Origin of the sequence: Shimia isoporae (assembly GCF_004346865.1) — a bacterium.
Lineage (GTDB): Bacteria > Pseudomonadota > Alphaproteobacteria > Rhodobacterales > Rhodobacteraceae > Shimia > Shimia isoporae.
In genome coordinates this window covers 36,248-61,265 of the sequence record NZ_SMGR01000002.1, presented here as the reverse complement: position 1 = coordinate 61,265, position 25,018 = coordinate 36,248, and the positions used below count along the sequence as shown (strand labels likewise).

The window sequence follows — 25,018 nt, the reverse complement described above, 5'->3', positions numbered from 1 at the left end:
GTCTTCAAGGAAAAAGTTGTCTTTTGGTTAAGAGGCATAGAACGGCGGTTGAGGCAGGAAAAATAGGCCACCAAGTCGTTCGTTCCGGAACGTGCATTAAGGAAAAAGCAAGAAGCCTGCCGTATTCTCGTCCCATATTGTTTGGGATTTTAAGATGCGTTTTGAGTTTTCAGTCGTGCGCAAACCGATAACTATTCTGGCGGTACTTCTATTGAATAGCGGATGTATTGGGCCTCACGCGACCCTTGCTCCGTCGATTGCCCAGCCCAACACGCGTCCCGCGCGAAATTTTACGTCCTTTTCATTTGCCCTGCAGTGCATGGACCGGTTGCTAGCGCAGTCGCGTCGCGGTCAACTTCTGATTTCTTCATCCGGATTTCCGGATGAGACGCATGACGTGGACGTCGGCGCAGACGACATGTTGATCAATGCCATCAACCAAATGAATCGAACGAACAAGAAATATGTGTTTTTAGATCAGGCACGCATATCAGGCTTTGGTCAGTTGGAGATTGTAACCACGCGCAAAGAAGACGAGATCAAGCCGCGCCTCTATGTTCGTGGGTCAATCAGTCAGATTGATGAGGATCCGTCAGACAATGCGTTGACTGTTGGATATGATCGAGGCGCAGACAAGGGCATTACCGAAAGCTATTTGCGCGGGTCACGCAGTTTGTCGGTTGTGACTGTGGACATGCATCTGGTTGAGTTTCCAAGCCGGCGGGTTATCCCGGGAGCGTCGGTTGCGAACTCAATGGTTGTCACGCGAAAGCGGTTCGAAGCTGGAGCATTTGGTATCATTCAGGCAGGAACATTTGGATCGCCTTTGCGTATTGAACGCGTGGAGAGCCATAGTCAGGCCGTTCGAAATCTCATTGAAGTCGGGGCGATCGAACTACTGGGTCGCCATGCCGGCGTTCCTTATTGGACATGCCTTGAGAGCGCGTCGACTGATGCGAAGAACAACGAAAACTACGAACAGGATATCCGCCATCGTGGGAAAAGGGCGCGGGTGAGCGAAGCCCAGAAACATTTGTCGGCTCTCGGTTTGCTCGCAAAACACCAAGCAGGCGAACTTGATGTCGCTACGCGGCGTGCGCTTAGCGCGTTCCAATCTAGCAACAATTTGTTGCCAAACGGGATAGTCGATTTTGACACTTTGCGCGAGCTCCGCCGGAGTACAGCAACGCATTCCCGAAAAGCACTGCCAGCCATCACTGCTACAACGCAGCCCAAACAGGCGCGAATGCCCGTTCCAAAGCCTGTCATCCCGCGGATAGACGCGACGCCTGCCCGTGATCCAGAGTGTGTTGAGGAAGGTGATTGCGAGGAGGTCTACAAGAACCTCTATCATTTCCTCAAATCAAAAAAGAAAGAATAGGAAAGGGCCCGCCGTTCGACGGGCCCGCGTGTCTGGCGAGATATGACACGCATTCTGACTTACTCAGGGCAATCCCGCGCCAGAATTTCCACGCGACGGTTGTATCGGGATCCGCCTTGCTGGCCTTGCAGGGGTCTGTTTTCGCCTTCTGCCGAAACTTCAAGAATTCGACTGGGGTCCATCAATCCTGCTCGTAAGGCGTCAGCCACGATTTGCGCGCGTTCTCTGGCTAGTTCCAGATTTCGGGTGCTTGAACCGGAACTATCGGAATGTCCCACCAAATGCAGACATGCCCGCGTCATCAATGGTGTCTCAAGCACTTGAACAAGTACAGTGAGCTTCAACCGTGCATTGTCATCCAATTGCGCGCCGCCACGCGCAAAAAACACGTGGCTTTCTTGGGTTTCATCGGACAGGCCGGACAGTTCGGTGTCGTTCTGCGGCGTGTCGACAATTTCGCATTCCTCGGACATCACGCCGTATTGTTCGAACACCCTGTCGCATAGCTCTTGCGGTGACATGGCCAAGGCAGCTGTCGAAGCAATCACCCCAAATGCTGCAGGAAGCCCCACGGATATTAAAGCATTCATCGAAATTCTCCTTGGGGTGGAGATTATGTTAGATGCGCTAACAAAGAATGAACTTAACGCGAACAAAGGGGGAATAAATTTGGGCCGCGTTTACCAAATGTTTGGGTATTGAGGCAAATCTGAAGGCATTGATACGAAAAGTTTTTGGCGGTTCGCTCTATGAGTTCCTTTGCAACCACTTCGGAAAGGCACATTTGGATAGATGCTCTGCGTCTATTTGCGGGGCTATCTATGGTCGGACTGCATGCAACGGCCGATGCGGCGGGTCAGCCCTATCCCGACGCGGCTCCTTCCGATCGCATTGCGCCGTTGCTGCTTCGCTCAATTTTTTATGTTGCGCGGACAGAGCTCTTTCTGATGATCTCGATACTCTTGCTTCTGATGTCACTGCACAGAGTTCCCAGGACATATCGGCAGGTCATCAAGTTTCAAGTAGGTCGCCTTTTGGCGCCGTTTCTTTTCTGGACTGTTTTTTATGCGCCCTATGGCCTTATGAAAGCAGGTCAATTCGGCTATGGATCGGCAGAAATTGACCGGATTTCCGATCTTGGCGTATGGGCCAAATTTCTACTTTTGGGTGATGTGAAATACCACATGCATTTCATCCCGACGCTTTTGGGTCTGATCGTCTTTTTTCCATTGTATCGAATGTCGGAAAAACAACCTTTGTGGGGTCTGGCAGTTGTCCCATGTCTACTATTGAAACATCTTCTTGAGGGCGCGATCTATTCGCAATTCTGGCATAGTGATGCCCTGCCATACCTCATCCGAATTCTCAAGGTCACGACGTACATAGGCTATGGCATGGCGGCCGGTGCAGTACTTGGCATTTGGAACATGTCCGCCCGCGGCCTCCCAAAATCCCTGTTTTTCTTTGTTTTGGCCTGCGGTGTATTTCTGTTCGCATTCAAACTGATATCCACCGCAAAAGTTATTCAATCAGGTACATGGGAATACACATATGTGCCCGGGTATTGGGCCGACCTTTTGATGCCAGTTGTTTTGCTGATTGGCGCCATGTGCCTTGCTGACAAATTGTGGCCGGAATGGATCTCCCGGGCGGCAAAATATTCTTTCGGAATTTATCTGTGTCACCCCATCTTTTTGGACCTTGCTGAAATCGCTCTCCAAACAGTTGAAGCTTCGCCGATGTTGCAAGTCATCTTTGAGTTGGCATGGGTCGTTCCGACAACTGCGCTGTTTGTTTTTTGTATTTCCAGAATTCCGGTTCTGGCCTGGACGATCGGCCTTGGACCATTGCCGCAGATTTTGCCTCAGCGGACGATCCAAACTCATTTGAAACAGGAGAAATAGAATGCTCACAAATTGCGAAGACGTTGGGTTTGTTTCCATAGTCAAACTTGCAAGCAATCGCCTAACGGCAGCCGACTTGGCTCCCCTAAAGATCGCAGTGGAACGAGAGGTGGATCGCGGGAGGAATACCATTCTATTTGATTTAGGCGGTATTCGTCGCGTCACACGTTCCGGTTTGGCAGCATTAATCGAGTTGCAGAGCGAGGTTACGATCGACGTGAAACTCGGCTTTTTTGGCGCCCGACCTCATGTCGCCGGCGAAATCCGGCGGTGCCCACTTTCCTCTTTGTTGAGTTATCAGGACACCAGAGAACAAGCTCTCGATGTTCCGCATGTGCGCGCTCGGCGTCTTGCCGGGATGAAAGCGGTTGTGCTTTGTGCGGGGGCGGGCACACGTATGCGTCCGCTGTCGCTGGAGACGCCAAAGCCGATGCTCGACATCGCCGGCAAACCGGCACTTGAGCGCATCCTTGAGCATCTGGGCCGTTTTGGAATACGCGACTTTATTCTGAACCCAGGCCACGGTGCACCGGCGATCCACGGAGCCTTTGCCACAACGGCGCAAAGGTCGATTCAGTTCGCCAACGAAGGGGCATACGTGGAAGGCCATTGGCAGCCGTCGCCTGTGGGGTCTGCATCAACGCTTGCACGGCTTCAACTCCGTCAAAATGCGTTTGACGACGATTTCCTTGTGTTGTGTGGCGATGCGGTTTCGGACGTGGATGTTTGTGAACTCGTAAACTTGCATCGTGCCAAAAATGCGGATGTGACCATTGCTGCTTTGCGTGTGGCGCGTGAGGAAGTCGGGAAATATGGAGTACTTGTCACGGACGAGGACGGAAGAGTGCGGGAATTTTGCGAGAAGCCCGCACCGGAAGACGCGCAATCGACGCTGATCAGCAGCGGCATTTACGTTATAAATCCACGTGTTTTAATCGGGCTCTCGGAAGCTGTCGGAATTGATATTGGTTGCGATTTGCTGCCACGTATTCTGGCGCGCGGTGGAAAGTTGCAGGCTTATGAAGGTGTTTTTTCCTGGGCGGACCTTGGCAACACGCAAGACTACTTCAAGTCGCTCGAGCGGGTTATGCGCGGCGAAATACAAGGCGCGGTCCCTGAGGGTGCGCTAAATCGCAATGGAGTGTGGATTGCGCCGACTGCAAATGTGTCGGATCGCGCCGTGGTGATTGGGCCCTGCTACATCGGTCCGGGTGCCAAGGTAGAAGCCGGCGCGCACATTGAGGGGCCCGCGGTGATCGGGACGGATTCTCACATCACCACACGAACAGTGGTGAAGCGCGCGATTATCCAACCTCGGACACAAGTTTGCCCGGGAACTTGGGTGAACGGCATGATTGTCAGCAAAGATTGGGCTCTAGATCTGGACGCAAACAGCGATCTTCCTCCGGCTATCGAGGCGTTGGATGGCATTGTGGCGGCCAAGGAACAGGAGGTGGATATTTCAACTGCTGATCGATTGATGCAGGAGCTGATGGGATGAGGTTTTGGCTACTTCTCACAATGCTCACAGTAAACGTCCCGTCACCGACATTGGCGAACGAGGACAGATTTTGGATCATTTGGGAGCGCATCAAATACATTGGCCAGCACTGTCCAAATGGGGCGGCGTGTCTGGTGGACAAGACGTACGCCAGTCGTCCACTGGACACAGACAATACGGCATTTATCTACCGCCTTTTTGGCGTTTCTGAAGGTCGGAACCACGCGTCACATTTGCTTGGCGAACATCCGAATGCACCCCAAATTTGTCCAGACAACCAAGTACCTCTTGCGTTGGGTTTCGAACCCGAAGCCCTGCCGCGCAGCGAAAAAGTTGAGGCGTTGAGAGGTGTGCAAGCCCTGCATGTCGATTTGAACGGATTAAAAGCGCCGCCGGGGTTTGGAGACAATTTTGGGCAAGTATTGCACGCGAAATTCGTGAAACGGTTAGAAGCAGGTGGTGTGAGGGTTGTAGACAAAGATACTTTGTCTCGGTTGCCAGGCCAACCGGTCTTGAACCTCTACTTTTCGTTCACGAACTCTAACGGCGATTGTGATTACGCATATTCGGTTTTTGCCGCTCTCAATCAGGATGTCCTTCTGGCGCGTGACCTCAGGATAAAAATTCCGGCTGGAGTCTGGTCCTTTTCCACCGGATCCGCCGCCCGTGACCACTCCGGCAACGAAGAAGACGCGATACTGCGCGTGGCGAGCGCATTCCTGCGAGATCACCGCAAGGTCAACGGCCGTTAACTGGTCGGGAGTGTTGGCATTGGAAACATATTTTCGCGACTTCGAGCACAGGGTCCCGCCGGATTTCCCGCCAATGTCGCCCGCTAGAGAGCGCGTTTGGCACTTTTTAGCAGGTGCCTCATTTGCCTTTGGTGGATGGTATTTGACGTGGCGCTGGACGCAGTCTCTCAATCCAGACAATCTGGTTTTCTCTGTATTGGTGGCAAGTGCTGAAACGCTGTTTTTTGTGGGTACCCTGCTGACCTTTTTCGATATCTGGCGAGAGCAGGATTCTCCCAGAACTCCTGCACCTCGTACTCGGAAAGAAGCTGCCCTGGACGATGCATGCGATGCGATCGTCGTCGATGTTTTTATTGCGACATTTGACGAAACCTGCGCGGTGGTTGGACCGACGGTAGAAGCAGCTGTCGGACTGCAGGCGCCTGAAAACACGGTCGTGAGAGTTCACATCCTTGATGATGGCAATCGTCTTGAAATGGAACAGCTCGCAGGACGCTTCGGTGTCGGCTACATCACTCGTTGTGACAATGTCGGCTTCAAGGCCGGAAACTTGCGAAATGCGCTCTTCCAGACCTCCGGCGACTTCGTGCTAATTTGTGACGCGGATACACGTGTTTTTCCGGAGTTTTTGGAGAATACGCTTGGCTATTTTCGGGACTCCAAAGTGGCATGGGTCCAAACCCCTCATTGGTTTTATGACATTCCTGAAGGTGAAACCTGGGAAGACTGGGCTGGGCGACACACCAGGCATTTCCCTAACGCCATTGCTCGTTTTATGCGATTTGCCACAGCCCGCAGCAGGGTGGGCAATGACCCTTTTTTGTCCGACCCCACGCTGTTTTTCGACGTGATTTTGCGTCGCCGGAATCGCAATGGCGCCGCGTTTTGTTGTGGAGCTGGTTCGGTGCATAGGCGCGAGGCCATTTTCTCGCAGGCGATTGATCAAAAGGCGAAAGATCTGAACGTCCTGACGGACCGTCATGGATTCTCCGGCTGTGCACAGGCGTTGTCCTGCGTACGCTTGGAGCCGTATCGGTTTCACGTTTCTGAGGACATCTACACGTCGATCCTGTTGCACGAAAATCGAGACGCTGAATGGAAGTCAGTCTTTCATCCAAAGGTTGAGGCCCGCATGTTGTCTCCCTGGTCAATGAAGGCTTGGGCAACCCAGCGGCTGAAATATGGTGGCGGAACCTTCGACATAATGCTTCGCGATAACCCCTTGTGGCGACGGGGAATGTCCTGGCAAGCCAAGCTGCACTATGCCGCGACTTTTTGGTCTTATCTATCTGTTCTTTGGGTGCCGATACTCTTACTCGCGCCCGTTGCAGCCTTGCTTTTTGGACTGTCGCCAGTCAGCGCATATTCTGCGGAATTTTTTTTGTATTTTGTGCCCGCCATTTTGATCACCGAAGCGGCAACAGTTGTTGCCTGCAAAGGCTACAATGTGGGAAAGGGGCGCGCTTTGGCCTTGGCGACCTTGCCTCTTAATTTACGGGCTCTGTGGCTGGCGATATGCGGAGAACGCCCAAGTTTCCCAACAACCCCCAAATCGCCGGGCAACGCAGGGGCATGGAAATTTGTGTGGCCTAACATTGCGCTGATTTCATTGATGGTCATGGCGGGCACATGGGGCGTTTTTCAAACCGTGCGAGGTGTTGATGGCTTCGGCTTGTCGATGCTTGCGGTGAATCTCTTCTGGCTGGTCTGGAACATAAGCCTGAATGGTCACCTGGTGTTGGCGGCGTTCTGGAAGCCGATGTCGGTGCTTCAGCGCTCAAATCATAAGGAAACAGAGGATGAAAATGCGTATTCTTCGCCGTCCACTTGAGAACAAAGGCAGCCTGGCGTTCTTGAGCGGGCTTGGGCTGGCAGTGGCGGTTTCTCTGATTTCGGAAGCCAGTTTTGTTGCCAGCAGTGAACAAATTTTGCGAAAGCCTATTCAAAGTGCTGATTTGGTGCCTCTCGAACCCCGCACTCTGTCCGAGGAAGATTTGTCGACGGCGAAAGTGGCTTGGCGCTATTTCGAGGCGAACTACAGGGAAGAGACCGGGCTTGTCGATTCAGTGGCAGGGTTTCCATCGACAACACTTTGGGATCAAGGGTCGTATTTACTTGGGCTATTGTCCGCTCGGGAACTCGATCTGATAGACGTGGAACAATTTGAATACAGAACGACAGCACTTCTTGAAGCCCTGGACCGGCTTGAACTGTTTGAAGGAAAGTTGCCCAACAAAGTATATCAAACAACCTCGTTGAATATGGTTCATTATGACAACACACCTTCGCCAGAAGGGATCGGCTGGTCGGCCCTTGATGTAGCGCGCATGTTGATGGCTCTCCGCGTGCTGGAAATCAAACATCCGGAACGTGGGTTACAGATACGGGCTATATTGTCGAAATGGGACCTAGCGGCCATGACACAGCAAGGTCGACTGATTGGTGCCTCGCGAACAGGGGGCGAGACGCGATATTTGCAAGAAGGCCGGATCGGTTATGAACAATATGCTGCAAGGGCGGCTGCGCTTTGGGGGCTCGATGTTTTGGAGGCAAGCAGTTCCGCTCCAATACTTGAGTGGCAGCAAGTTGAATCTCTTTTAGTGCCGGTCGATGTGCGAAGTTCAAAGTCCTTTGGTGCGATTACGCCAACACTGAGCGAGCCTTATCTCTTGCAAGCCTTTGAGCTTGGTCTCAATGCAGAAGGCGCTCTCTTTGCTGCCCGGATATACGCAGCGCAAGCTGCCAGATTTGCCAATACCGGCCAATTAACAATGGTTACGGAAGACAATATCGACCGAAAGCCGCATTTCTTATATTCATCTGTTTTCGGGAACGGCGATCCCTGGGCTGTTTTGACCGAGAAAGGCGACCGCCATGACGCTTTGCGTACAATCAGCCTTAAGGCGACGATCGGTTGGGATGCAATTTACGATACGGAATATACCCAACTGGCGCGCAATCAATTGGCTGATCTCAAACGGCAAAACGGCTGGGCAGCCGGGAAATATGAGACTGATGGAAGCGCGAATGAAATTGTCACATTGAACACCAACGCAGTCATTCTGGAGGCAATGCACTTTGTGGCACACGGGCCACTGGCAAACTACTGAGGCTTTATGAGTGCGCCGAGAAAAGACGGTGCATACCGCTTGAAGGGCGAGTGTTCTGTTCGGGCTTGCGTCTAAAAATATTCGCCCAGCCGTGCCAGAGATGGTGCTAGAATTCTTTTAATTGAAGTGTCTTCGAAAGAAGCAGAAATCTGCGATTGTCCTGTTCCATTGCGGACGCTATCGACAATCGCTTGCGCATGCGGTGCCAAGTTCGATCCGACTTCTACTTCAATTTGTACAGACGTCATCAGTTGCCCAGAGGAGTTCGGATCGGTGCGATGAATGTCAGCGATCTTTGCGGAAAGAGGCGGTGTCTGGACGTGCAACCCGCTGAACTGCACCAGCATCTTGGCGCCACGAGTCAGCATTTCGGCCTCCTCAACCGGTACAACAACCGATGCGTTGAACGTGTTTGGCAATTCTGAAACCAATTGAACCAGATCGGTGTCATTGGCAAAGGCTTCGTGCAATGGCAGATTTCGTAGTCGCGCGACGTGCCCGCTTTGGGGGGCCGTAAGGTATGGTGCAGCAGAGAAACTCTTCAAGTGCGACATGGATCTGTCGATGTCGCGTGCCACGCTCTCCAAGGATATCACTTTTGCAAGTGTCTCCTTTTCTTGTTGGGTGACTTGTTCGGCTATGGCTATGTCCAGCTCGGCAATTGCCGTGCGCAGCGCATTTCTTTCAATTTCTGCTCTTAGCGACAAGATCCGCTGTACGGCTGGCTCTGTCAGCCGTAGGCGCTCAATAGCTTCTCGGTATTTCAGGTGTGCCCCATACGACAGTGCTTGCCTTTCCCGTAAGAGGGCTTCACGCGACACTTGGTGAGCCTGATGGTGTATCCCGCACCTTCGAAGCGCGGCCTGCGCTTGTAGGTTTTCCAAAGCATCAGACGCCTCGATCGCAGATTGTGGTGTCTCAGAAGAGTTAAGCAAACAGTCGCGCTCAAGCGCGTTGATCTCCTGAGAGACCCGCATGTGCTCGATTTTGTCTTCCAGCATCCTCTGGTTTAGCAGCGCGATCCGCTGACCTTGAACAACTCCTTCTCCTTCATGCACCAGGACCGCTTCGAGAGGCACTTGAGCTGGCACAACCAGATTATGGCGTGCGGCCGCAGGTTCAAAATGTCCTTCATATCGCCTGACGTCCGGTACCCTTACCGCTTCGGAAAAAAGGGAGGCGCTAATGGCCAAGAGGCTTGCGGTAGAGAACGCCCAGCCAAGCCAGAACGCTCCCCGAGGATTGGCGCGTTTAGGCGCACGGGGCTTAACGAACTGTCGCTTCATTATGGCGGGCCTTTCGCGTTTGTTGCTTGCGAGGATCATAGGTTTTGATAGTCACGAGAAGACCGCTGGCAGCTTCTCCGTCACCTGCTTGAACATCGAGAGAGTCGCGGATCACCTTTGCCAGCGGAGAAAGCCGTTCGCCTTCCACGGACGTTCTGGCTGCCGCTTCAGCTTTTGCCATAGCTCCACTGGACAAAGTCAACGTGCTGTCCAACAGACGCAGAAGGCAGTGACCCGCAAAGTGTTTGAATTCAAACGCAACCGTGTCGCCGGCTTGTGGATCCCCCGAAGATTGACAAGCGATGCTGAGCATTTCGTTGGCGATCATGCAAACGGCCCGCCGATTAGCCTGATCACCGTCTCGTCGGAAGTGCGACGCGAGCCAAGCATCCAATGCTTCCTCGCTGTCGAGATCGCGCTCCGCCACAAACTTGGTCCAGCCAGTTGACTGGCGCTCTCGAATTTCGTTTCCGTCTGCAAATTCAATTAGCCGGCCGTTTTGTAACATCAGTATCTTGTCGCAGGCGTCGAGCAATTGTCGGTTGTTAGTTACAAATACACTTGTTGCACCCAGTTGGGTTTCGGCTATGGCGCGATTTGCCAGTGCTCCAATCAGTTTTTCCCCCGCCCCGTCTTCTGGTCGGTCATAAAGATAGAGACGTGGTCGAAGGGTCAACGCGCGTGCAAACGAAAGTGCTTTTAACTCGGTATCAGAGAGATTTCGGGCGTCTTCCGCTGTAACAATCCGGTCAACCACGTCGCTGGTGAAAACAAGAGACTTCAAGATTTTTTGAGCCCTGCTCAGCCGTGTTCGATCTCCAAAACCGCATAGGTTGCGGCCGCCGCCTCCGGGAACGGTCAATGGCACAGATGGGATAAGAACCGCGCGGAGGTCCTGGTCGTGTCCGTTTCTGTTCCAAAGGTTGTGCCCGTTCAGAATGACGCGGCCTTCGATTATGAGATCAGGCAAATCATGCGGGGCAACGAGCGCTTGAAACAAAAGGGATTTTCCGGCGAATGCGTCCCCTGAAACCCCAATAACCTTCCCGGGTTCAATTGAGAACGAGATGTCAGACAAGAGCACTTGGCCGCTTTTCTTGCGGATGCTGAGTCTGTGCACATGTAGTCCCGTTTCGGGAAGTGGGTTCTGCGGGTCTTCCTCTGGGAGGATGCAGACCGATGCCGCCCTGCCTTCGCTCTCCGGATCTGGTATTACAAATTGGCGCGCAAACCCGGCAAAAGCGTCGGTTGACCAATATGTCATCACGCCAACCGCCGCGATGGCCGATGGTGCGAGCACATCGAGTGAGACAAGCCAACTGGCGCAAGCCGTGCCTCCAACAAGTCCAGCCAGGGCTATGGACGTATGCAGGGCCTGTAAAAGGGAAGCATCCTGAGGGCGCGCGTTTGCCAAGTCCAATGCTCGCTTGTCCCGCCCACCCAAGAAAGAAGGAGCTTCGGCTGGTATGAAATCCCAGGCAGGTTCAGGTTTCAATATCCTGCCACCGACATAACAACACAGCCATGCCAAAAAGGCGCCTATTGCAAATGGGACTGTCAGAATGGGGCTAATTGAGCCAAAAACCACGGCAGTAAAAACTCCCAGCATGGCCCTTCCGGTAACCCGGTTGCGGTTTCTAATGTACCGGAAGCCAGCAAGCGCTCGGGCATGACCGACCTCAAAGATGATCAAACCCAAAATTGGCACCAGTGCGCCAAAAGCTAATAGTGCAGCGACCAAGTCCTGACCTTGGACGGCAACAAGGTCGTGGAAAAAAATCAGAAATATCGCGACCGCAAAAAGACAAACGCCGCCGCCCAACGAAAACAGTGTTGAAATGGTGACTGCCCAAAGTGGTGTGGCGCGATCCCTAAACCGAGTGGGTGTCGGGTCTGATGCATCCAGCGCGTCCAGAGAAACGGGTGTCGACCCCATCGGAGTAGAAAAATCAGACATAAACAAAAACCTCAAATTTGGGACTGTTATATGGCAGAGGAGTTAAGAAAGTTTTCCCAGGCCTTCTGCAAATTACTTTCGCTTACTTTGCCGGCTGTCGAATCAGACAGTTTTTCGCGAGTTAATTCGCGGGATCCGTAATTAAGGCATTGAAAAATAAACTGTATCGGCCGCTGCGAAGTCGAATTTCAGCTTTGTTAACGCCTTTGCTGTCTCATTGATGCATTCCTTGTGGAGTGATTTGATGTTTCGTTTGTTTGGGACTTCCAGGCGGTCTCCATTGACCGGCATACTTGTATTTGTTGTTTCCATCGGCGCTTTGGGAGGCGCGACATATTCTGTCGGCATGACTGCTCGACAGGTGTTCATGGCACAGGAAGAAGAGGTGATTCCGGTCATCGCTGGAAGCGAGTTGGACGACATTCCAGCGCTGATGCGAGGCAATTTACCGAGTGTGACGACCAGCCAACTCAACAACGACCCAAGGCGCGATAAACCTCCACGCATGTGTGAGATGCCTGCCGACCATTTCGAGCGAGACGATTTCTGGCCCAAGCAGGGGCATGGATATGATCGCCACAACGCCTATGTGCGCAAATATCGAGCCCGCCGTGGCTTTTTGAATGAGCGAGAAATGCGAGCTGCAAAAGTGGCCTGGCATTATTTTGAGATTTTCACGCAGGAGGAAACCGGACTCGCAAATTCGGTCGGAAACTACCCATCTACGACGTTGTGGGATACCGCGTCCTATATGGCTGGGTTGGTCGCAGCTTATGAGTTGTGCCTAATCGAAAAGCCAGAGTTTGACCGCCGGATCACGGTGTTACTGACAACCGTGAAGACGCTGGATCTCTTTCGCAAGGAGATGCCGAACAAAGTGTATCACACCAAAACTGGCGCCAAAGTCGACTATACCAACAAGCCCGGGGAGATCGGGTTTTCGGCGCTCGACATAGGACGGTTTCTTGTTTGGATGAGGATATACAAGAACCGCTATCCCTATCTATCCAACACGATCGATTCCGTTCTACTAAAGTGGAACTTCGAAAACGTCATCGACGACGAAGGATTGATGTTCGGAGCTTATGTCGACAAGGAAACCGGAGAGACGGTTTATGCTCAGGAGGGCCGCCTTGGCTACGAGGAGTATGCCGCCAAAGGATTTGCGCTATGGGGTTTTAGTCCCCGCCTCGCGCATCGGGCTGAGCCGTTTCTGACTGCGTCGATCTTTGGAGTTCAGGTGCCTTACGACGGTAGGGACCCGCGTATTTTTCATTCACAAAATTACGTTGTTACAGAGTCCTATCTTCAAGACGGTCTCGAACTGGGTTTCGACTTACCACATGACGACAGCTCGCCGGAATGGTTGCATTCTGATGGGTGGCGCGCGGAGTTTGCAGATCGCATCTATCAGGTTCAGGAGAACCGCTGGCGCCAAACTGGGTTTCTTACAGCGCGTTCTGAGCACAACGTCAAAGGTCCGCCATACTTTACGTACGACACGATTTTTTCGGACGGCTATCCTTGGAATACCGTGACCCCTCGCGGAGACTATGTGCCGGATCATGCAGCTGTGGCCGCCAAGGCAGCACTGGGCCTCTGGGCGCTTTGGGATACGGACTACACCGATGTGCTCTACGAGGCGATGATTGAACTTTATGACCCGGAAAACGGTATGTACGAGGGTTTGTACGAACGCGGGCAAGGCCGCGTGGCAATATTTACGGCTAATAACAATGGCATCATTCTAACGGCGCTTTTGCACAAGGTTCAGGGCCCGATTTTGACCCCGTATACGGGTGATACCGAGGTCTGGTACACCGCATACCGGGATCAGGACACGCGTGTGGTGCGGAACTATCCCGACCCTCCTCAACAAGAAGACTGGCTACCTGCGCTGCGCCATTCGGTTCAAGAAAAGGCGGACTTCTGATGAAACGTTCACTTATCATGCTGGCACTTCTCATTGGTGCGAACACGCCTTTTGCGGCCAACGCTCAGATCAGTTTTGACGCGGCTGAAAATCGTAGCTTCGCCTCTGAAAACGCCATTCTGGATACCTCAATTCCGTTTGCAATCGGTGCAAGGGAGGCACAGCAGGCATTGAGAGGGTCCTTTGGCTGGCCGAATTTCCAGGAAGGGCTGGTGGAAGGGGTTTATTTTCGTTTTGACCCAGATGGGTATGCTAGATTTGCACCGACCCCGCGGCTCGACGTTGATGTTTTTGAAGTGATTTGCCGCCCCCGAACCTATGCTTGTGCAGCGCGCAAGGAAGGTTTCGAGATGTTCCTCAATGAGCGCGGTCAAATCCAGATGAAATTAAGCAGTGTCGCGGCGGGCGATACCTTCCATGTCGCGGAAGGCGTTTCTGAGATCCAGCTTCCGGAACGTATTTTGCAACCGCTTGATGTGCAGTTGGAAACACTGCTGTCCTCCGGTGGTGAGCTCGTGGCGCGGCGCGGGGGAAACGAAGTAACTCGCGTGTCTCTCGCAGGATTTTCGGCGGTTTCGGCCTATTTGCGTTGGATTGTTTCGCGGCAGGATTATTCTGTTTTGCCGAGAGGTTGGCCGATCCCAAACGGTGCTGGGGATTTACATGGTTCTGCAGTCACTAAGGCGGGTAATTGGGCGTCGCCTATGCCCCAACCTCATGTGGTCGCTGCGCCATCGGTTTTGCCCCATGCGCAAGTGGGAGCCAGGCCGCCGAATGGGGTTTCGACGAGCGGTGAGTCCATCGAACTTCGCGCTGAAGTGGAAGCGCTGCGGCGTTTGTTGTTGGAGCAGGATAACGCGCAAAATCAGATGCAAACACCAGCGCCTGTTGTCGTGCCAATCGCGGCTGCGGACTCGACCCATACATCTGGTCAAGTAGGAGAACTGATGGCGACCATCGCAATGCTCAGGGCGGACATCGAGGCACTTAAAGCGGGGAGCGCGAACGATGGATCGGAAGCAACCTACCCGCAATATCCAGTCTCTCCGAGCGTAGCCGCACATGCCCCCATGCCAGCGGACTCGCAACAGACTGCGCAGAGGTTGCAGTTTCTTATGGAGGAGCTTGGTCTGGACATGCAAACAGCAGTGGCGGTTTTACAAATGGCGCCGGATAGCCATGCGCAGCTTGCTGACCCACACGCGCCTACCTCGGCCATGCCCTCTGTCGAAACAAAGGTCTTGTATCAGACGGATGTAGTTGACCAGATTTTGGCGGAACTCGAAGCCGACATTGCCGCGCCAATGACGTTAGACGATGAAGGCATAGAAGGCAGTCGCCCCTCAATTGAGGAGTACCAGCTTTTGTCACGGTATTTTGCTTCCGCCGCCCTTCCAGAGTTGAGGGCGATGGCTGATGACAACTAAGGTGTTCTCTGATCGGACTCACCGCTGATAAATTGCGCAATAACGCGCTGTTGTACCAATCGAAAACCCTTGCGCACAATTGAAGGCTCTGGATACTTCGTGCAAGCCGTTTGAGGGGGCAGGCATCGCATGGGGCATTTTTTTCAGGTACGACGGCATCTATTTGCCCCGCTTTGGGCGTTTTGTTTCCTGCTGGCCCCGTTTGTCGCGAAAGCCGATATAAACGTGTTTGCAGCGGCCAGTTTGAAGACCGTTTTAGAGGATATCGGAGCTGCATTTGAGACGGAGCATGGCCTCGCCGTCGCTGTCACAGTGGCGGGGTCTTCGGCACTCGCCCGTCAGATTTCATTTGGTGCGCCTGCGGATGTGTTTGTTTCTGCCAACGCGGACTGGATGAATTATCTGGAGGCTCGAGGACACGTCATTTCCGAGTCGCGTCGTTCTGTGGCAGGAAATGCTTTGGTGTTGGTTCGGTCGAAAGCGAAGGATGCAAACGCGGCCGACGCAACGATTGAGACGGCTTTGTCAGGGGTTGGGGACGCGCGGATCGCAGTGGCACTTGTTGACGCAGTGCCAGCAGGTATTTATGCCAAGCAAGCTTTGAAAAGTCTTGGCTATTGGAAGCGCCTTTCTCCAAATCTTGTGCAGACAGATAATGTCCGTGCGGCTTTAACACTTGTAGCGCTGGGCGAAGCGCCTTGGGGTATTGTTTACGCAAGTGATGCCCTAGTTGAGCCGAGAGTGGACGTGGTCGCAGTTTTTCCTGAGAACAGTCACAGTCAAATTGTTTATCCCGCTGCAACCATTGTCGGCGGAAAGCCAAACGAAGCCCGCGATTTTCTTCAGTTTCTTGCTGGCGAGCAAGCTCAACAGTCCTTTTTGGAAAATGGGTTTACCGCGATTGGGGACGATGAATGACTGGTTGGTTGGGTCCTGAGGAGTGGCAGGCCGTGGCGCTGTCGCTCAAAGTGGCTTTCTGGGCGGTGCTGGTGTCCCTTCCGTTAGCAGTTCTTGTTGCGACGGCACTTGCACGGTGGCGGTTTCGGGGGCGAGGCGCCCTGAATGTGCTGGTGCACTTGCCTCTGGTGCTGCCGCCGGTTGTGACTGGATACATATTGCTGCTGAGTTTTGGAACGCAGGGTACGATAGGTCAATTTTTTAAGAAATTCGGTATCGTTTTGGCTTTCCACTGGACAGGTGCAGTGTTGGCCGCCGCAATAATGGCGTTCCCCTTGATGGTCCGAGCGGTGAGGCTGTCAATCGAGGCGGTCGATCCAAAATTAGAAGAAGCGGCCACCACATTGGGTGCGCATCCGATGCGTAGCTTTTTTACCGTGACGTTGCCCCTGATCGTGCCGGGCATTCTGGCCGGATCAGTTTTGGCATTCGCTAAGGCCATGGGCGAATTTGGTGCGACCATCACGTTTGTTTCCAACATTCCCGGTCAAACTCGGACTTTGCCCTCTGCTGTTTATGCGTTCCTGCAGGTTCCAGGCGGGGAAGCATCCGCAATGCGCTTGGTGATTATTTCAGTTGTCATTGCCTGTGGCGCTTTGATCATGTCTGAACTGCTGGCGCGGCGCGTTGCGCAACGGGTTGGTGGCTCATGACGCTGTCAGTTCAAGTATCTCATAAATTCGACGGCTTTGAGTTGGATGTGTCTTTTGAGGCGCCAGAGGGATTGACGGTCCTCTTTGGGGCGTCCGGATCGGGAAAAACAACTGTGGTAAATGCGGTCGCGGGTTTGGGGACACCGGACCAAGCGCGGATTTCGGTGAATGGCCGGTTGTTGGTCGAGACACAGCGCGGCATCAATCTTCCCGCCTATAAACGTGAAATTGGCTATGTTTTTCAGGAGGCTCGTCTCTTTCCGCATCTGAACGTACGTAAGAATCTTCTGTATGGCAGGCGGATGGCGCGTAACCGGAGCGACAAGATTTCCTTTGACCGTGTCGTAGGTATGTTGGGACTGGATCGTCTTTTGACCCGCCATCCGGCCCATTTGTCCGGTGGCGAAAAACAACGTGTGGCGATAGGGCGGGCGCTGCTTTCACGGCCAAAGATGATCTTGGCGGACGAGCCGTTGGCCGCTTTGGATGAGCGCCGAAAGGCTGAGATCATACCTTATTTTGAACTGCTCAGAGATGAATTTTCTCTTCCAATTCTGTACGTTAGCCATTCAATTGCCGAAGTGGCGCGCCTCGCGACTACGGTTGTTGCGTTGGAGCGGGGGGCGGTGTCACGCGTGGGGGCGGCGGCGGAAGTACTCGGGGATCCAGCCTTTACTCCCGCGGGTGTACGGGCGGTTGGGGCAATTCTGGATGCGCGCGTGACGCGCCATCATGATGACGGTCTCACGGAACTGGACGCCGGAGGGGCAGCGCTGTTCCTTCCACGGATCCCCAAAACAGAAGGTAGCGACGTGCGGGTAAGGGTTGCTGCGCACGATGTTATTTTGTCGCGCGATGCGCCCAAGGGGTTGTCTGCCTTGAATATTTTGAGGGGAACCATTGTTGCCGTGAGGGCAGGAGAGGGGCCGGGTGCGATTGTGTCTCTCGACACGCAGGCAGGGCGGGTTTTGGCTCGTGTTACACGCCGGTCTGTGCAGGCAATGGAGTTGACTGAAGGGCAGGTGATCCACGCTGTTGTTAAGTCGGTGGCTGTGGCTCCCGAAGACGTGGGTGCGAGATAGTCTGGGAATTCCGGGTAGGGCTCTGAAATCAAGCCTTTTTTGTGGGTCTGCAAAGCGTCTGCATAGCGTCGGTATTACATCGGTCGGAAATTTCTGGAACGCCGTGAAAACCCGACGGGCATTCCCGTTTTGCTGGTTTTCGATCAGCCAAGCTTCTGACCTTGGCGCGGTCAAAATAGGCCGTTAAGAAGGGCTTCCCACCGTCTTGAAGGAGCCTCAAAAGTGCAGATGAGCGAGCAGGTCACATCCCGGATATCCAGAACCATTGCGGGCGAAATTGGAGCGTCTGCGTCTCAGGTGGGAGCGGCCGTTGGTTTGCTGGACGAAGGCGCAACTGTGCCGTTTGTCGCGCGTTACCGCAAAGAGGTGACCGGTGGTCTGGACGACACTCAATTGCGGACTTTGGCAGACCGTTTGGGGTACTTGCGGGAGCTTGAAGCACGGCGGGAGACGGTTACTGCGTCGATCACCGATCAGGGCAAGATGACTGACGATCTCGCCAAGGCGATTTTCGGTGCGGAAACGAAGGCGGCGTTGGAAGACATCTATCTCCCGTACAAGCCGAAACGCCGGACCAAGGCGATGATCGCGCGTGAAAACGGTTTGGCACCCCTTGCAGAGGCTATTCTGGCGGACCGTTCGGCTGATCCGCAGACATTGGCACTTGATTATCTTTCGGAATCTGTTGCGGACGTGAAGGCGGCGCTGGATGGAGCCCGCGATATTGTCGCGGAGGGGTTGACCGAGAACGCAGCGCTGTTGGGAGAGTTGCGGAGTTTCCTGCAAAACGACGCATTCATTTCCGCAAAAGTCATTCCGGGGCAAGAGCAATCCGGCGCGAAGTTTTCTGACTATTTCGACCATACCGAGGCTTGGTCCAAAGTGCCCAGTCACCGTGCATTGGCGATGATGCGGGCAAGCAATGAGGGCGTGATCACTCTGGATATCGGTCCCGAGCCGGAAGGTGGCAAGGAGCGCGCAGAAGCCATGGTGGCCAGTTATCTGGATACGCGCACGGAAGGTGCAGGTGATCAGTGGTTGCGGAAGATCGCGGGCTGGACATGGCGGGTAAAACTGAGCCTTACAATGACCGTGGATTTGATGAGCGAATTGCGACAGCGGGCACAAGAGGACGCAATTCAGGTCTTTGCGCGCAATCTGAAGGACCTGCTGCTGGCTGCGCCTGCGGGTGCGAAGGCGACGCTTGGTCTTGATCCCGGCATTCGCACCGGCGTGAAGGCGGCGGTTGTGGATGCGACAGGCAAAGTACTGGACACCGCGACGCTGTATCCGTTCCAACCAAAGATGGACGTGCGTGGAGCGGAAGCCGCAATTTTGGGCTTGGTCGCGAAACACAACATCGAGCTGATTGCGATTGGCAACGGCACCGCAAGTCGGGAAACGGAGAAGCTTGTCGGTGATACGCTGAAGCTTTTGCCAAAGGGTGTAAAGGCGCCGACCAAGGTTGTGGTCAGCGAGGCCGGAGCGTCGGTTTATTCGGCTTCCGAACTGGCGGCCCGAGAGTTCCCCGATCTGGACGTTAGCTTGCGTGGCGCAGTTTCGATTGCTCGGCGACTCCAAGATCCTCTGGCGGAACTGGTCAAGATCGAGCCCAAGTCGATTGGCGTGGGGCAATACCAGCATGATGTGGACCAGCACCGTCTGGGCAAGTCGCTTGAAGCAGTTGTCGAAGACGCTGTGAACGCTGTTGGTGTGGATCTCAATACAGCGTCCGCTCCGCTTTTGGCGCATGTTTCCGGACTCGGACCATCCCTGGCCGACGCAATTGTGGCCCACCGTGATGAGAACGGCGCCTTCGGTTCTCGGAAAGCGCTGCTGGATGTTTCGCGACTGGGGCCATCAGCATTTGAGCAATGTGCGGGCTTCCTGCGAATTTCTGGAGGGGACGAACCGCTCGACGCGAGTTCTGTTCACCCGGAGGCCTATGACGTTGCCCGCAAGATTGTTGCAGCCTGCGGTCGTGACGTGCGCTCGTTGATGGGCGATGCAGCGGCGCTCAAGCGGGTGCGAGCAGAGGACTTTGTGTCCGACCGGTTCGGATTGCCGACTGTGCGTGACATTCTGGGCGAGCTTGAGAAACCCGGAAGGGACCCGCGCCCGACTTTCAAGACAGCTACATTCGCCGACGGCGTTGAAGAAATATCGGACTTAAAACCGGGGATGGTTTTGGAAGGCACGGTGACCAATGTTGCCGCTTTTGGAGCCTTTGTGGATGTGGGGGTTCATCAGGACGGATTGGTGCACGTCAGTCAGTTGGCAGACCGTTTCGTCAAAGACCCTCATGAAGTTGTGAAGGCGGGCGATGTTGTAAAGGTTACCGTTGTTGAGGTGGACGCGCCGCGCAAACGGATCGGGCTGAGCATGCGCAAGGATGGCGGGGCATCGGCAAAGCAGGACCGAAATTCCCGTGGCGGTATTGAACGCGGTCGAGGTGGACCAAAAGGTGGCGGCCCGCGGGGTGGTGGACGTCCGCAGGGCGGCAAACCTAAAGCGGACAACGCCAATGGTGCGTTGGGCGCAGCCTTGTTGGATGCGATGAAAAAACGCTGAGGCCTTGGGGTGTTGATCAGGCCAGCAAAGACGCCATGCGACGCATGGCCAGGGAATAGCCTTCGACGCCAAAGCCAGCGATCACCCCATCAGCCCGTTGGCTGACATAGGAATGGTGCCGGAAGGCTTCGCGTTTGTAGACGTTGGAAATGTGGACCTCGAGCACGGGGCCTTCGAACGCTTGAAGGGCATCCAGTATTGCAACCGAGGTGTGTGTATAGGCCGCCGGATTGATGATAATGCCCGCGGCGTGCTCGCGGGCATCGTGGATCATTTCCACGATCTCGCCTTCGTGGTTTGATTGCATCAAATTCACCGAAAACCCGAATTCGTTGCCCAGGTTGGCGCAGGCAGTTTCCACATCTGCCAATGTGTCATGGCCATATAGGTCCGGTTCCCGCTTCCCCAAAAGGTTCAGGTTCGGGCCATTCAGGATGTAGATCGTCTTGCTCATGGGCGTGTCCTGCCGTGTCTTGATGTCCCGAAGTAGCCGCCCTGGTGGTCTTCGGGCAAGGCTTAGCTTTTGATATTGCGCAGAATAACGTTGGTCTGTGCCGAACTTACCGCAGCAAGCGGGAAGAGAAAGTCCTCCATGAAGCGGTTGTATGCGTCGATGTCGGTGCATCGCACACGCATGTGGTAATCGGCTGAGCCGGTTGTGGCGTAACACTCCTCGACCTCGTCGCGCGACGACATGGCCTCGATGAACCGTTTTAGATGGGCCGGGTCGTGACGCGTGAGTTGAACGTGCACAATGGCATGGAATGCCAGACCAAGTTTTTCGGGTCTCAGACGCGCGCCATACCCGGCGATCAGACCGGCCTCTTCGAATGCGCGAATGCGGCGCCAGCAAGCCGAAGTGGACATGCCAACCTGTTCGGCCAAGTCAGCGTTGGAGGCGCGGCAGTCCTTTTGCAGGAGGGAGAGGAGTTGGCGATCTTTGGCGTCAAGGTTCATTGGTTTTCTCGCTCTGAAAATTACCGTTTTTTGGCACAGAAATTCGAATTTGACCAGTTGGCCGTGAAATTTGGCACGGAATTTCCGTGTGTGCGTGAGACCATTGAAATTAGGAGGAGCGCGCAAATGACCAAAGCCAGCCACGAATTCAAAGGGTACGCCCTGTCAGATCGCTACGACAGAACGGAAGGCCGGGTGTTTTTGACCGGTACGCAGGCGTTGGCACGGATCATGTTTGATCAGGCGCGCCGAGATCGCGAAGCGGGTCTGAACACCGCGGGCTTTATCTCAGGTTATCGGGGCTCTCCGCTGGGTGGGTTGGATCTTGAGTTCTGGCGCGAAAAACAGCGGGTCAGCGACAACAACATCACCTTTATGCCCGCTGTGAACGAGGACCTTGGCGCGACGGCGGTGCTTGGTGCGCAACAAGCTGTGCTGGACCCGGACTGTGAGGTCGAGGGCGTGTTTTCCATGTGGTACGGCAAGGGGCCGGGGGTCGACAGGTCAGGCGATGCACTTAAGCACGGCAATGCGTATGGTTCCTCCGACAAGGGCGGCGTGCTGGTTGTGGCAGGCGACGACCACGGATGTGTTAGTTCATCTATGCCGCATCAGTCGGATGTGGCGTTTATGTCCTGGTTCATGCCAACCCTTAACCCGGCCAGCGTTGATGAATACCAGGCATTCGGTGAGTACGGGATCGCTTTGAGCCGCTTCACAGGCACCTGGGTCGGGTTCAAAGCCATTTCGGAGACGGTGGAGTCGGGGCGGTCCGTCGAGATCGTGCCGGACCGCAAATTCGTCCCTCCGGCATTTGATATGCCGCCCGGCGGGTTGCACGTTCGGCCGAGCGATTTGCCAAGCCCGGAAATCGAGACACGGATCGGGCATAAGCTGCGGGCGGTTGAGGCTTTTGTCGAGGCCAACCCGATTGACGAGCGGATTTACGATATTCCTGAGGCCCGTTTCGGGGTTGTCACGACTGGCAAAGGACACCTGGACCTCATGGAAGCGCTACGGCTTTTGGGGTTGGACGAAAACGCCTGTCGGCGGCTAGGGATCGACATCTACAAAGTCGGCATGGTCTGGCCGCTGGCGCGACGGGATGCCTTGGCCTTTGTGAGAGGCAAGACCGAGGTTCTGGTTGTCGAAGAAAAGCGTGGCATCATAGAAAGCCAGTTCAAAGAGTATTTCTATGACTGGCCGGGCGACAAACCTGAGAAGATGGTTGGCAAGCATCGCGCCGTGGGCGATCCGCTACTGCCCTGGACTGGCGAGCTAAGTCCCCTTCAACTTGTACCCGTTGTGGCCGAGCGTCTGCACCGGTTGTTTCCGGAAGAGCGTCTGCTTGAGAAAGCCAAGGCGCTCACAGAAGAAAAGCCACCGGTCCTGAATGTGGCCGGAGCGACAAGGACACCGTATTTCTGTTCCGGGTGTCCCCACAACACTTCCACCAAGGTTCCGGAGGGATCAAAGGCTCTGTCCGGCATTGGGTGTCACGTGATGGCGAGCTGGATGGACCGCAACACAGGCGGATACGCGCAGATGGGCGGCGAAGGTGTGCCCGTGGCGGTTGCGCAAAAATACAACGGCAAAAAACACGTTTTTCAAAACCTTGGAGAAGGTACGTGGTATCACTCCGGATCGCTGGCCATACGACAGGCCGTGGCGTCCGAAGCCAATATTACGTTCAAGGTCCTGTTCAACGATGCGGTGGCGATGACCGGCGGCCAACCTGTTGATGGGCCGGTGTCAGTACAGGGCATCATCTGGAACGCCCGCGCCGAAGGGGTGTCACGGATCGCGCTTGTGAGCGACGATATTGGCAAATTCACCAAATCGGATTTTCCTCCGGACACCTCATTTCACGACCGCAAAGATATGGACCCCGTGCAGCGCGAGTTGCGAGAGATAGAGGGCGTGACATTGCTCGTCTACGAGCAGACTTGTGCCACCGAGAAACGCCGGCGCCGCAAACGGGGCACAAAGGAAGACCCGGATACGTTTGCAGTCATCAACGAGTTGGTTTGCGAAGGATGCGGAGATTGTTCGGTTGAAAGCAACTGTCTGAGTGTTGAGCCCGTCGAAACGGAATTCGGCCGAAAGCGGAAAATCAACCTGAGCACCTGCAACAAAGACTTCTCTTGTCTGAACGGTTTTTGCCCGAGCTTTGTGACTGTGACCGGTGCCAAACGGCGCAAGAAGGATGGCAGTGATGTTGATCTGCCGGCGTTGCTTGCAGGCGTGCCGTCGCCAACGGTGCCGTCGCTTGACAAGCCGTTTGATCTCTTGGTGACCGGTGTCGGGGGTACCGGAGTTGTGACGGTTGGCGCGCTGATCACCATGGCGGCTCATTTGGAAGGTCTGGGTTCGTCGGTGTTGGACTTCACCGGATTTGCGCAGAAGTTTGGCACTGTACTCGGGTATGTGCGTCTGGCGTCTTCGCCTGAGGCCGTCAATCAGGTTCGGATCGAACAAGGTTCAGCGGATGCCGTGATCGGCTGTGACGTGGTGGTCAGCTCCGCGCCCAAGGCCTCCATGCATTATCGTAAGGGTGCGCAGGTGGTCCTCAATACAGCGTCTATGCCAACGGGTGATCTGGTTCTGAACCGCGATGCGGATCTTAAAATCGGAATCCGTGAACAGGTTATTCGCAAGGCCGTGGGCGCGGAAAACGTGCGTGCGATGGATGCCAACAAAATGGCTGAACGCCTGATGGGTGACAGCGTGTTTGCCAACGTGATGATGCTTGGTTTTGCTTGGCAGAGGGGGCTTGTGCCGGTGTCGGAAGGGGCGCTGAAACAGGCAATCCTGCTGAACGGCGTGGCCGTCGAAAAGAACGCGCGCGCCTTTGATCTGGGTCGTGTGCTGGCACATGATCCGGACGCAATTTCGTCGGATGAAGCCCCAAAAGCGGAGACTCTGGACGAGGTGATCACTCGTCGGGTGGCGTTTTTGACCGACTATCAGGATGCAAAATACGCAGAGCGGTTTGAAATGCGCATGGCCAAGCTTCGCGAAGCCTTGCCGGAACACTTGGTGATGGAAGCGGCGAAGTCTCTGTTTAGACTGATGGCGTATAAGGACGAGTACGAGGTTGCGCGCCTTCATACACAAACCGGATTTGAGACCCGGTTGAAAGAAGAATTCGAAGGTGATTTCAAGGTGAACTATCACATGGCACCGCCAGTCCTGCCACTTGGGAAGGACGCGCGCGGGCGCCCGAACAAGGTGACCTTGGGCACCTGGATGGGACCTGTGATGGGGAGATTGGCCAAAATGAAAGGGCTGCGCGGCGGAATGTTGGATCCGTTCCGGTTCTCAGCGGACCGCAAATTGGATCGCGAACTTATCCGCTGGTTTGAGGCGGTTCTGGACCTCGTTGCAGCGAAGTACAGCGAAGCAAGTCACGAAGCCTGCGCGGCTCTGATTGCTGCCCCGGGCGATATCCGCGGATATGGTCCAGTCAGGGAAAAGGCCGCAGAAAACGTTCAATCCAAAATGCGTTCCCACGAGGCGACGTTGCGGGGGTGAGCCTAAAGAAATA

The 25,018-nt window shown here is 54.5% G+C and carries 18 protein-coding genes; 13 read left to right on the top strand and 5 right to left on the bottom strand.

Translation table 11 applies throughout. From position 1 onward, the window contains the following. Nucleotides 1–319: 319 nt before the first annotated feature. Nucleotides 320–1,381, top strand: coding sequence for a peptidoglycan-binding domain-containing protein (locus BXY66_RS11975; protein ID WP_165929169.1), 1,062 nt, complete (start codon nt 320–322; stop codon nt 1,379–1,381). A gap of 59 nt (nt 1,382–1,440) precedes the next feature. Here the strand turns inward: BXY66_RS11975 and BXY66_RS11970 are convergent, their stop codons facing one another. Then, the gene (locus BXY66_RS11970) at nt 1,441–1,971 is read right to left on the bottom strand and encodes an OmpA family protein (RefSeq protein ID WP_132860485.1); all 531 of its coding nucleotides are present in this window, start codon (nt 1,969–1,971) and stop codon (nt 1,441–1,443) included. A 159-nt stretch (nt 1,972–2,130) separates the two neighbouring features. Here BXY66_RS11970 and BXY66_RS11965 point away from each other — a divergent pair, with 159 nt between their 5' ends. The 5 genes from BXY66_RS11965 (at nt 2,131) to BXY66_RS11945 (ending at nt 8,648) form a co-directional block, all read left to right on the top strand. Next, nucleotides 2,131–3,285, top strand: coding sequence for an acyltransferase (locus BXY66_RS11965; RefSeq protein WP_132860484.1), 1,155 nt, complete (start codon nt 2,131–2,133; stop codon nt 3,283–3,285). 1 nt (nt 3,286) lies between these two features. Then, nucleotides 3,287–4,786 (top strand): sugar phosphate nucleotidyltransferase, encoded by a 1,500-nt coding sequence (locus tag BXY66_RS11960; protein ID WP_132860483.1) that lies wholly within the window; start codon nt 3,287–3,289, stop codon nt 4,784–4,786. Further along, nucleotides 4,783–5,538, top strand: coding sequence for a hypothetical protein (locus tag BXY66_RS11955; protein WP_132860482.1), 756 nt, complete (start codon nt 4,783–4,785; stop codon nt 5,536–5,538). The genes BXY66_RS11960 and BXY66_RS11955 overlap by 4 nt, the downstream gene beginning before the upstream one ends. A 73-nt stretch (nt 5,539–5,611) precedes the next feature. Beyond that, nucleotides 5,612–7,369 carry a glycosyltransferase gene (locus tag BXY66_RS11950; RefSeq protein WP_132860481.1) on the top strand — a complete coding sequence of 586 codons (1,758 nt, stop codon included), beginning with the start codon at nt 5,612–5,614 and terminating at the stop codon, nt 7,367–7,369. After that, nucleotides 7,263–8,648 (top strand): DUF3131 domain-containing protein, encoded by a 1,386-nt coding sequence (locus BXY66_RS11945; protein ID WP_132860480.1) that lies wholly within the window; start codon nt 7,263–7,265, stop codon nt 8,646–8,648. The genes BXY66_RS11950 and BXY66_RS11945 overlap by 107 nt, the downstream gene beginning before the upstream one ends. A gap of 71 nt (nt 8,649–8,719) precedes the next feature. Here BXY66_RS11945 and BXY66_RS11940 read toward each other — a convergent pair whose 3' ends face one another. Together BXY66_RS11940 and BXY66_RS11935 are read right to left on the bottom strand one after the other, a co-directional pair. Then, a complete protein-coding gene (locus tag BXY66_RS11940; protein ID WP_132860479.1) occupies nt 8,720–9,934 on the bottom strand; it encodes an HlyD family secretion protein in 1,215 nt (404 codons plus the stop codon). Then, complete coding sequence (locus BXY66_RS11935; protein ID WP_132860478.1) at nt 9,915–11,891, bottom strand: ATP-binding cassette domain-containing protein; 1,977 nt, start codon at nt 11,889–11,891, stop codon at nt 9,915–9,917. Before BXY66_RS11935 ends, BXY66_RS11940 begins: the two co-directional genes overlap by 20 nt. A gap of 280 nt (nt 11,892–12,171) precedes the next feature. Here BXY66_RS11935 and BXY66_RS11930 point away from each other — a divergent pair, with 280 nt between their 5' ends. From BXY66_RS11930 to BXY66_RS11905, 6 genes are all read left to right on the top strand, one after another. Continuing rightward, nucleotides 12,172–13,824: a DUF3131 domain-containing protein gene (locus BXY66_RS11930; protein ID WP_243694372.1), complete on the top strand. Its 1,653-nt coding sequence runs from the start codon at nt 12,172–12,174 to the stop codon at nt 13,822–13,824. After that, nucleotides 13,824–15,251, top strand: coding sequence for a hypothetical protein (locus tag BXY66_RS11925; protein ID WP_132860476.1), 1,428 nt, complete (start codon nt 13,824–13,826; stop codon nt 15,249–15,251). The genes BXY66_RS11930 and BXY66_RS11925 overlap by 1 nt, the downstream gene beginning before the upstream one ends. A 129-nt stretch (nt 15,252–15,380) precedes the next feature. Continuing rightward, entirely contained in the window at nt 15,381–16,169 is a 789-nt protein-coding gene (modA, locus tag BXY66_RS11920) for a molybdate ABC transporter substrate-binding protein (protein ID WP_132860475.1), read from the top strand. Then, a complete protein-coding gene (gene modB / locus BXY66_RS11915; RefSeq protein ID WP_132860474.1) occupies nt 16,166–16,861 on the top strand; it encodes a molybdate ABC transporter permease subunit in 696 nt (231 codons plus the stop codon). The genes modA and modB overlap by 4 nt, the downstream gene beginning before the upstream one ends. Next, nucleotides 16,858–17,943: a molybdenum ABC transporter ATP-binding protein gene (modC, locus tag BXY66_RS11910; RefSeq protein WP_132860473.1), complete on the top strand. Its 1,086-nt coding sequence runs from the start codon at nt 16,858–16,860 to the stop codon at nt 17,941–17,943. Before modB ends, modC begins: the two co-directional genes overlap by 4 nt. Nucleotides 17,944–18,171: 228 nt before the next feature. Beyond that, the gene (locus BXY66_RS11905; RefSeq protein ID WP_132861059.1) at nt 18,172–20,514 is read left to right on the top strand and encodes a Tex family protein; all 2,343 of its coding nucleotides are present in this window, start codon (nt 18,172–18,174) and stop codon (nt 20,512–20,514) included. 16 nt (nt 20,515–20,530) lie between these two features. Here BXY66_RS11905 and aroQ read toward each other — a convergent pair whose 3' ends face one another. Continuing rightward, nucleotides 20,531–20,968 (bottom strand): type II 3-dehydroquinate dehydratase, encoded by a 438-nt coding sequence (gene aroQ, locus BXY66_RS11900; RefSeq protein ID WP_132860472.1) that lies wholly within the window; start codon nt 20,966–20,968, stop codon nt 20,531–20,533. A gap of 62 nt (nt 20,969–21,030) precedes the next feature. Beyond that, nucleotides 21,031–21,471, bottom strand: a complete 441-nt coding sequence (locus tag BXY66_RS11895; protein ID WP_132860471.1) for an Lrp/AsnC family transcriptional regulator — start codon at nt 21,469–21,471, stop codon at nt 21,031–21,033. A 126-nt stretch (nt 21,472–21,597) separates the two neighbouring features. On the opposite strand from BXY66_RS11895, the gene BXY66_RS11890 reads away from it, so the two are divergent. Continuing rightward, a complete protein-coding gene (locus tag BXY66_RS11890; RefSeq protein WP_132860470.1) occupies nt 21,598–25,005 on the top strand; it encodes an indolepyruvate ferredoxin oxidoreductase family protein in 3,408 nt (1,135 codons plus the stop codon). Nucleotides 25,006–25,018 lie beyond the last annotated feature (13 nt).

Coding starts and splice junctions, on each gene's coding strand:
- BXY66_RS11945 (WP_132860480.1), top strand. CDS start 7,263: ATGGTCACCTGGTGTTGGCGGCGTTCTGGAAGCCGATGTCGGTGCTTC.
- modA (WP_132860475.1), top strand. CDS start 15,381: ATGGGGCATTTTTTTCAGGTACGACGGCATCTATTTGCCCCGCTTTGG.
- BXY66_RS11960 (WP_132860483.1), top strand. CDS start 3,287: ATGCTCACAAATTGCGAAGACGTTGGGTTTGTTTCCATAGTCAAACTT.
- BXY66_RS11965 (WP_132860484.1), top strand. CDS start 2,131: ATGAGTTCCTTTGCAACCACTTCGGAAAGGCACATTTGGATAGATGCT.
- BXY66_RS11890 (WP_132860470.1), top strand. CDS start 21,598: ATGACCAAAGCCAGCCACGAATTCAAAGGGTACGCCCTGTCAGATCGC.
- BXY66_RS11925 (WP_132860476.1), top strand. CDS start 13,824: ATGAAACGTTCACTTATCATGCTGGCACTTCTCATTGGTGCGAACACG.
- BXY66_RS11975 (WP_165929169.1), top strand. CDS start 320: ATGGACCGGTTGCTAGCGCAGTCGCGTCGCGGTCAACTTCTGATTTCT.
- BXY66_RS11940 (WP_132860479.1), bottom strand. CDS start 9,934: ATGAAGCGACAGTTCGTTAAGCCCCGTGCGCCTAAACGCGCCAATCCT.
- BXY66_RS11935 (WP_132860478.1), bottom strand. CDS start 11,891: ATGTCTGATTTTTCTACTCCGATGGGGTCGACACCCGTTTCTCTGGAC.
- modC (WP_132860473.1), top strand. CDS start 16,858: ATGACGCTGTCAGTTCAAGTATCTCATAAATTCGACGGCTTTGAGTTG.
- aroQ (WP_132860472.1), bottom strand. CDS start 20,968: ATGAGCAAGACGATCTACATCCTGAATGGCCCGAACCTGAACCTTTTG.
- BXY66_RS11970 (WP_132860485.1), bottom strand. CDS start 1,971: ATGAATGCTTTAATATCCGTGGGGCTTCCTGCAGCATTTGGGGTGATT.
- BXY66_RS11950 (WP_132860481.1), top strand. CDS start 5,612: ATGTCGCCCGCTAGAGAGCGCGTTTGGCACTTTTTAGCAGGTGCCTCA.
- BXY66_RS11895 (WP_132860471.1), bottom strand. CDS start 21,471: ATGAACCTTGACGCCAAAGATCGCCAACTCCTCTCCCTCCTGCAAAAG.
- BXY66_RS11905 (WP_132861059.1), top strand. CDS start 18,172: ATGAGCGAGCAGGTCACATCCCGGATATCCAGAACCATTGCGGGCGAA.
- modB (WP_132860474.1), top strand. CDS start 16,166: ATGACTGGTTGGTTGGGTCCTGAGGAGTGGCAGGCCGTGGCGCTGTCG.
- BXY66_RS11955 (WP_132860482.1), top strand. CDS start 4,783: ATGAGGTTTTGGCTACTTCTCACAATGCTCACAGTAAACGTCCCGTCA.